This window comes from Pimelobacter sp. 30-1 (assembly GCF_018831735.1).
Taxonomy (GTDB): domain Bacteria; phylum Actinomycetota; class Actinomycetes; order Propionibacteriales; family Nocardioidaceae; genus Nocardioides.
Genome location: NZ_NHTS01000020.1, coordinates 1 through 5,633 on the forward strand (window position 1 = coordinate 1; position 5,633 = coordinate 5,633).

Genomic DNA, 5,633 nt, shown 5'->3' on the forward strand with positions numbered 1-5,633 from the left:
GCCTCCCCGCGCACGTGCTACCGGATCGTTACACGCCCGCTACCCGAAGCCCCGTCTTAACAAACAGCGTTGTTGGACCGACTAACCCACCACTGCCACATCCTGGAAACCGGCAATGAAAGTTACCGCTTCAAACACAGTTCAACTCAGAATAAGCAGGAGGAAAAACAGACCCGCAAACTGAAAATCGAGACATAATTCTGACAACAAGGGGTGGGTCAAAATTCAATGCAAATCCCGGGTCAAATTTGGGTGCAAATCAACAGATATCGACAACCTCTCGCGCAACCAAGACATCGCGGTCGGACTGCAAGTGATCTTGAAGCCACGGGCCCGTCCCACCCCGACATGGACCTCGATGCCCGAACGGACGTTAGATTTCGAGTTCTAGGCGTTCTGCGATGAAGGTTGGATCCCAGCCGGGATTGAAAGTGTCGACGTGGGTGAATCCGAGCCGCTCGTATAGGCCACGCAGGTTCGGGTGGCAGTCGAGCCGCAGCTTGGCGCACCCCTGCGTTCGCGCGGCATGGCGGCAAGCCTCGATCAGCGCGGAGCTGACACCCCGGCCCGCATGTGTCCGTCGCACCGCGAGCTTGTGCAGATATGCGGCCTCCCCCTTGAGGGCGTCGGGCCAGAACTCGGGATCCTCGGCCGACAAGGTGCAACAGCCGACGATGCCGTCGCTGCAACTCGCGACTAGGAGCTCGGATCTCAGGACGAAGGTCTCCGCGAATGTCCGGTCGATCCGCGCGACGTCCCAGGCGGGCGTTCCCTTGGCGGACATCCACGCCGCAGCGTCGTGCATCAGCCGCACAACCTCGTCGATATCACCCGAGCAGGCGACCCGAACGTTCGGAGGCTCCTCGCTGTCCATTCGCTCCCCTGGCGCGGTATGAACCGCCGCCTCATAGTGCAGTTTGATCCTGACGAGCCCAGCATGTCTGCGCCCACCTTCGCGGAACCTGACCAGGGTCCGCTAGCGGGCGGCCGGAAGGTGAATGCTAGGCATGATCTAACCCTCGGTCTCTGGCGTCGCGACTGCGAAATTTCGCGAGGGTTTCCGAGAAGGTGATTGCGCTTCGCAGATCTCCAGGCGCGTGGGTGCGGACGTAGTCAGCGCCATTGCCGATCGCGTGAAGTTCCGCCGCAAGGCTCGCTGGACCCAGATCCTTTACAGGAAGGCCAACGGTGGCGCCCAAGAAGGATTTCCGCGACACCGAGACCAATAGCGGAAGCCCCAACGCCGACTTCAGCTTTTGAAGGTTCGACAGCACGTGCAGCGATGTTTCCGGTGCGGGGCTCAAGAAAAATCCCATCCCCGGATCGAGGATGAGCCGGTCGGCAGCGACCCCGCTCCGTCGCAAGGCGGAAACCCGCGCCTCGAAGAACCGCACAATCTCGTCGAGCGCGTCTTCGGGTCGAAGGTGACCGGTGCGGGTGGCGATGCCATCCCGCTGCGCTGAGTGCATAACCACCAGCCTGCAGTCCGCCTCAGCAATATCGGGATAGAGCGCAGGGTCAGGAAATCCTTGGATATCGTTCAGGTAGCCCACGCCGCGCTTGAGCGCATAGCGCTGGGTTTCCGGTTGGAAGCTGTCGATTGAAACACGGTGCATCTGATCGGACAGGGCGTCTAAGAGCGGCGCAATACGTCTGATCTCATCGGCCGGCGATACAGGCCTCGCGTCCGGATGGCTGGCGGCCGGTCCGACATCCACGACGTCTGATCCGACTCGCAGCATTTCGATCGCCGCGGTGACAGCGCCGGCGGGGTCTAGCCGCCGGCTCTCATCGAAGAAGGAGTCCTCGGTGAGATTCAGAATGCCGAACACCGTCACCATGGCGTCGGCCTCCGCAGCGACTTCCACGATGGGGATCGGGCGAGCAAAAAGGCAGCAATTATGAGCCCCATACCTACAAAGCCCCACGCATCAAGCTTTTGCCCATGAAGCAACCAGGCAATGGCTGTAATTATGACGACGCCGAGTCCCGACCAGACTGCATAAGCAACACCGACAGGGATGGATTTCAGAACCAGAGAAAGAAAATAAAATGCGATGCCATAACCGATTATGACAACGGCGGAAGGGGCAAGCTTAGTAAAGCCCTCGCTAGATTTTAATGCGGATGTTGCGATTACTTCGCCAACTATTGCGATAACAAGAAAAAGCCAGCCTTTCATGATATATCTCCCAATTTGTGTAGGGCTTATTATGCACGCTTAAAAATAATAAAAGCAGACTTGACCTGATAGTTTGGCTGTGAGCAATTATGTGCTTAGTGCATCTAACTTTGTTTTAGGGCGACTGCCCTGCTGCGTAACATCGTTGCTGCTCCATAACATCAAACATCGACCCACGGCGTAACGCGCTTGCTGCTTGGATGCCCGAGGCATAGACTGTACAAAAAAACAGTCATAACAAGCCATGAAAACCGCCACTGCGCCGTTACCACCGCTGCGTTCGGTCAAGGTTCTGGACCAGTTGCGTGAGCGCATACGCTACTTGCATTACAGCTTACGAACCGAACAGGCTTATGTCCACTGGGTTCGTGCCTTCATCCGTTTCCACGGTGTGCGTCACCCGGCAACCTTGGGCAGCAGCGAAGTCGAGGCATTTCTGTCCTGGCTGGCGAACGAGCGCAAGGTTTCGGTCTCCACGCATCGTCAGGCATTGGCGGCCTTGCTGTTCTTCTACGGCAAGGTGCTGTGCACGGATCTGCCCTGGCTTCAGGAGATCGGAAGACCTCGGCCGTCGCGGCGCTTGCCGGTGGTGCTGACCCCGGATGAAGTGGTTCGCATCCTCGGTTTTCTGGAAGGCGAGCATCGTTTGTTCGCCCAGCTTCTGTATGGAACGGGCATGCGGATCAGTGAGGGTTTGCAACTGCGGGTCAAGGATCTGGATTTCGATCACGGCACGATCATCGTGCGGGAGGGCAAGGGCTCCAAGGATCGGGCCTTGATGTTACCCGAGAGCTTGGCACCCAGCCTGCGCGAGCAGCTGTCGCGTGCACGGGCATGGTGGCTGAAGGACCAGGCCGAGGGCCGCAGCGGCGTTGCGCTTCCCGACGCCCTTGAGCGGAAGTATCCGCGCGCCGGGCATTCCTGGCCGTGGTTCTGGGTTTTTGCGCAGCACACGCATTCGACCGATCCACGGAGCGGTGTCGTGCGTCGCCATCACATGTATGACCAGACCTTTCAGCGCGCCTTCAAACGTGCCGTAGAACAAGCAGGCATCACGAAGCCCGCCACACCGCACACCCTCCGCCACTCGTTCGCGACGGCCTTGCTCCGCAGCGGTTACGACATTCGAACCGTGCAGGATCTGCTCGGCCATTCCGACGTCTCTACGACGATGATTTACACGCATGTGCTGAAAGTTGGCGGTGCCGGAGTGCGCTCACCGCTTGATGCGCTGCCGCCCCTCACTAGTGAGAGGTAGGGCAGCGCAAGTCAATCCTGGCGGATTCACTACCCCTGCGCGAAGGCCATCGGTGCCGCATCGAACGGCCGGTTGCGGAAAGTCCTCCCTGCGTCCGCTGATGGCCGGCAGCAGCCCGTCGTTGCCTGATGGATCCAACCCCTCCGCTGCTATAGTGCAGTCGGCTTCTGACGTTCAGTGCAGCCGTCTTCTGAAAACGACATTTGAACCGGGAACCTTCCCTTTTTGGCTAGGCGTGAAACAATGGTCATTTTCCCTATACCCAAAATGACCAGGAGGCCCGCATGAAAGTCGCACGCATCTACCTGCGCGTGAGCACGGAGGAACAAGACCTAAGCCGGCAGGATGCCATCGTGGAGAGCACGAAGGCGGCCGGCTTTTACGTCGCCGGCATCTACCGCGAGAAAGCCAGCGGCGCACGCGCCGATCGCGCCGAGCTGCTGCGCCTGATTGCCGACCTGCAACCTGGTGAAGTCGTGGTTGCGGAGAAGATCGACCGAATCAGCCGCTTGCCGCTGGCCGAGGCCGAACGCCTGGTGGCCTCGATCCGGGCCAAGGGCGCCAGGCTAGCCGTGCCTGGTGTGGTGGATTTGACGGAGCTGGCCGCCGAGGCGAAGGGCGTGGCCAAGGTTGTTCTGGAATCCGTCCAGGACATGCTTTTGAAGCTGGCGTTGCAGATCGCACGCGATGACTACGAGGATCGGCGCGAGCGTCAGCGGCAAGGCGTGGAGCTGGCCAAGCAGGCCGGCCGCTACACCGGCCGTAAGGCCGACACACTGGCTGTTTAGCCGGAGTTTTGGGTAGCGCGGATGTAGTGATCCGGTAGCGCGGGCGCGGCGACGGGGTAGCGGTCCGCGCCCGTGCTTCCGGGGTCAGGCAGTGGCTTCGCTGTGGGCGTGGCGGCGCATGTTGGGGCCGTCGAGTTGGACGAGTTCGGCGTTGCTGACGATGCGGTTCAGGATGGATTCCGCGATGACCGCGTCGTGTAGTGATCGATACCAGTCCTCGGGGTCGAATTGGCTGGTCACGACCGTCGACCCGCGTCCTTCGCGGGCGGCGAGGATGTTCAGTAGCTCCGCGGCGGTTTCCCCGGTGATCGGGGTGGTGAGGAAGTCGTCGAGCACGAGCAGGTCGCAGGTATGCAGCCCGGTGAGGAACGCGAGGCGTTGCGCGTCTTGCCGGTGGTAGACGGCGAGCTGGTTCGCGAGGTCGTCGAGCCGGTAGTAGCGTGCGGTGTAGTCGCGTCGGCAGGCGGCGTTCACGAGCGCTTGGGCGAGGTAGGACTTCCCGACGCTGGATTTGCCGAGGATGACGAGGTTGTGGGTCTGGTCGATCCAGCGGCAGGCCGCGAGTCGGGCGACGAGTTCCCGGTTCAGGTTCCGCCCGTCGAGGTAGTGGATGTCTTCGACGCAGGCTGCCGGGTTCGGGGTCCGGGATGCTTTGAGCAGCTTGAGGACGCGGCGTTCGGTGCGGGCGGCGGTCTCTTGTTCGAGGGCGTGGCGGATCTTCTGTGAGAACGTCCACTGGTCGTAGGTCGGGTCGTTCGCGATGTCGATCACCGCTTCCCCGAACGCGGTCATCCGCAGCCTCGTGAACAGGGGCATGTCATCGGTGGTGAGGTGCTGATCCAACATCACTTACCGCCTCCCGCCCGGTCGCCGCCTGATCGCAGAGCGTCGAGGCTGAACGCTCCCGCGCCGGCCAGATGCGCCCGACTGGTGTCCCGACGACCCGACGCCCCGACCGTCGGCGATGCGACGATGCCGCCGAGGATGTCGCCGTCGGTGGTGGAGGGACGGGCGTCGGCGCTGGCTCGGAGGGCGGTGATGCGGTTCTTGACGGCGGTGTAGGTGATCTGCCGGTGTGGGTCCTCGTCGACCAAGCCCTGGCAGGCTTGCTCGAGCAGGACCCGGCTGCCGCGTCTGCCGAGGTCGAGGATGTTCATGCAGGACCGGTAGCCCTGCGCTTCGATCACCCTCCCGTCCAGCAGCCGGGTCAGCACGGTCACGGTGCCGGGGCCGACCTTCGACGCCTGCCGGAGGAAGTACCCGCGCGTCCAGAGCCCCGACACCGCGTCGGCATGTGCGGGCGCGTGCTCGGGGTCGGTGACATACCCGTTGCGTCGCGACCCCAGGACGTGGGTCGCGATGATCTCCCCGCCGGAGAGCACGTCGATCTGCTCCCCGATGACCC

Annotated in this window: 5 protein-coding genes and 3 pseudogenes; 3 read left to right on the forward strand and 5 right to left on the reverse strand. The window is 61.7% G+C overall.

The window, feature by feature from the left end:
• Positions 1-63 precede the first annotated feature (63 nt).
• Positions 64-198: pseudogene (locus CCO04_RS27965) on the forward strand (ATP-binding protein); the annotation flags it as partial.
• A 175-nt stretch (positions 199-373) separates the two neighbouring features.
• Here the strand turns inward: CCO04_RS27965 and CCO04_RS27970 are convergent.
• The 3 genes from CCO04_RS27970 to CCO04_RS27980 all read right to left on the reverse strand — a co-directional run bounded on the left by CCO04_RS27970 (position 374) and on the right by CCO04_RS27980 (position 2,182).
• Complete coding sequence (locus tag CCO04_RS27970; RefSeq protein ID WP_000376623.1) at positions 374-874, reverse strand: GNAT family N-acetyltransferase; 501 nt, start codon at positions 872-874, stop codon at positions 374-376.
• A gap of 127 nt (positions 875-1,001) precedes the next feature.
• Positions 1,002-1,841 (reverse strand): sulfonamide-resistant dihydropteroate synthase Sul1, encoded by an 840-nt coding sequence (sul1, locus tag CCO04_RS27975; RefSeq protein ID WP_000259031.1) that lies wholly within the window; start codon positions 1,839-1,841, stop codon positions 1,002-1,004.
• Positions 1,835-2,182 carry a quaternary ammonium compound efflux SMR transporter QacE delta 1 gene (locus CCO04_RS27980; RefSeq protein ID WP_000679427.1) on the reverse strand — a complete coding sequence of 116 codons (348 nt, stop codon included), beginning with the start codon at positions 2,180-2,182 and terminating at the stop codon, positions 1,835-1,837. The genes sul1 and CCO04_RS27980 overlap by 7 nt, the downstream gene beginning before the upstream one ends.
• A 244-nt stretch (positions 2,183-2,426) precedes the next feature.
• Here CCO04_RS27980 and intI1 point away from each other — a divergent pair, with 244 nt between their 5' ends.
• Both intI1 and CCO04_RS27990 read left to right on the forward strand, forming a co-directional pair.
• Positions 2,427-3,440, forward strand: coding sequence for a class 1 integron integrase IntI1 (gene intI1, locus CCO04_RS27985; protein ID WP_000845048.1), 1,014 nt, complete (start codon positions 2,427-2,429; stop codon positions 3,438-3,440).
• A gap of 284 nt (positions 3,441-3,724) precedes the next feature.
• Positions 3,725-4,213: pseudogene (locus CCO04_RS27990) on the forward strand (recombinase family protein); the annotation flags it as partial.
• 99 nt (positions 4,214-4,312) lie between these two features.
• On the opposite strand, the gene CCO04_RS27995 reads toward CCO04_RS27990, so the two are convergent.
• Together CCO04_RS27995 and CCO04_RS28000 are read right to left on the reverse strand one after the other, a co-directional pair.
• Positions 4,313-5,074 carry an ATP-binding protein gene (locus tag CCO04_RS27995; RefSeq protein ID WP_065069457.1) on the reverse strand — a complete coding sequence of 254 codons (762 nt, stop codon included), beginning with the start codon at positions 5,072-5,074 and terminating at the stop codon, positions 4,313-4,315.
• Positions 5,074-5,633, reverse strand: a pseudogene (locus CCO04_RS28000) (hypothetical protein); the annotation flags it as partial. The pseudogene CCO04_RS28000 and the gene CCO04_RS27995, both read right to left, overlap by 1 nt.

Bases quoted from the DNA above. Each gene is read 5' to 3' on its own strand.
- CCO04_RS27970 (WP_000376623.1), bottom strand. From the start codon at position 874: ATGGACAGCGAGGAGCCTCCGAACGTTCGGGTCGCCTGCTCGGGTGAT.
- sul1 (WP_000259031.1), bottom strand. From the start codon at position 1,841: ATGGTGACGGTGTTCGGCATTCTGAATCTCACCGAGGACTCCTTCTTC.
- intI1 (WP_000845048.1), top strand. From the start codon at position 2,427: ATGAAAACCGCCACTGCGCCGTTACCACCGCTGCGTTCGGTCAAGGTT.
- CCO04_RS27995 (WP_065069457.1), bottom strand. From the start codon at position 5,074: ATGTTGGATCAGCACCTCACCACCGATGACATGCCCCTGTTCACGAGG.
- CCO04_RS27980 (WP_000679427.1), bottom strand. From the start codon at position 2,182: ATGAAAGGCTGGCTTTTTCTTGTTATCGCAATAGTTGGCGAAGTAATC.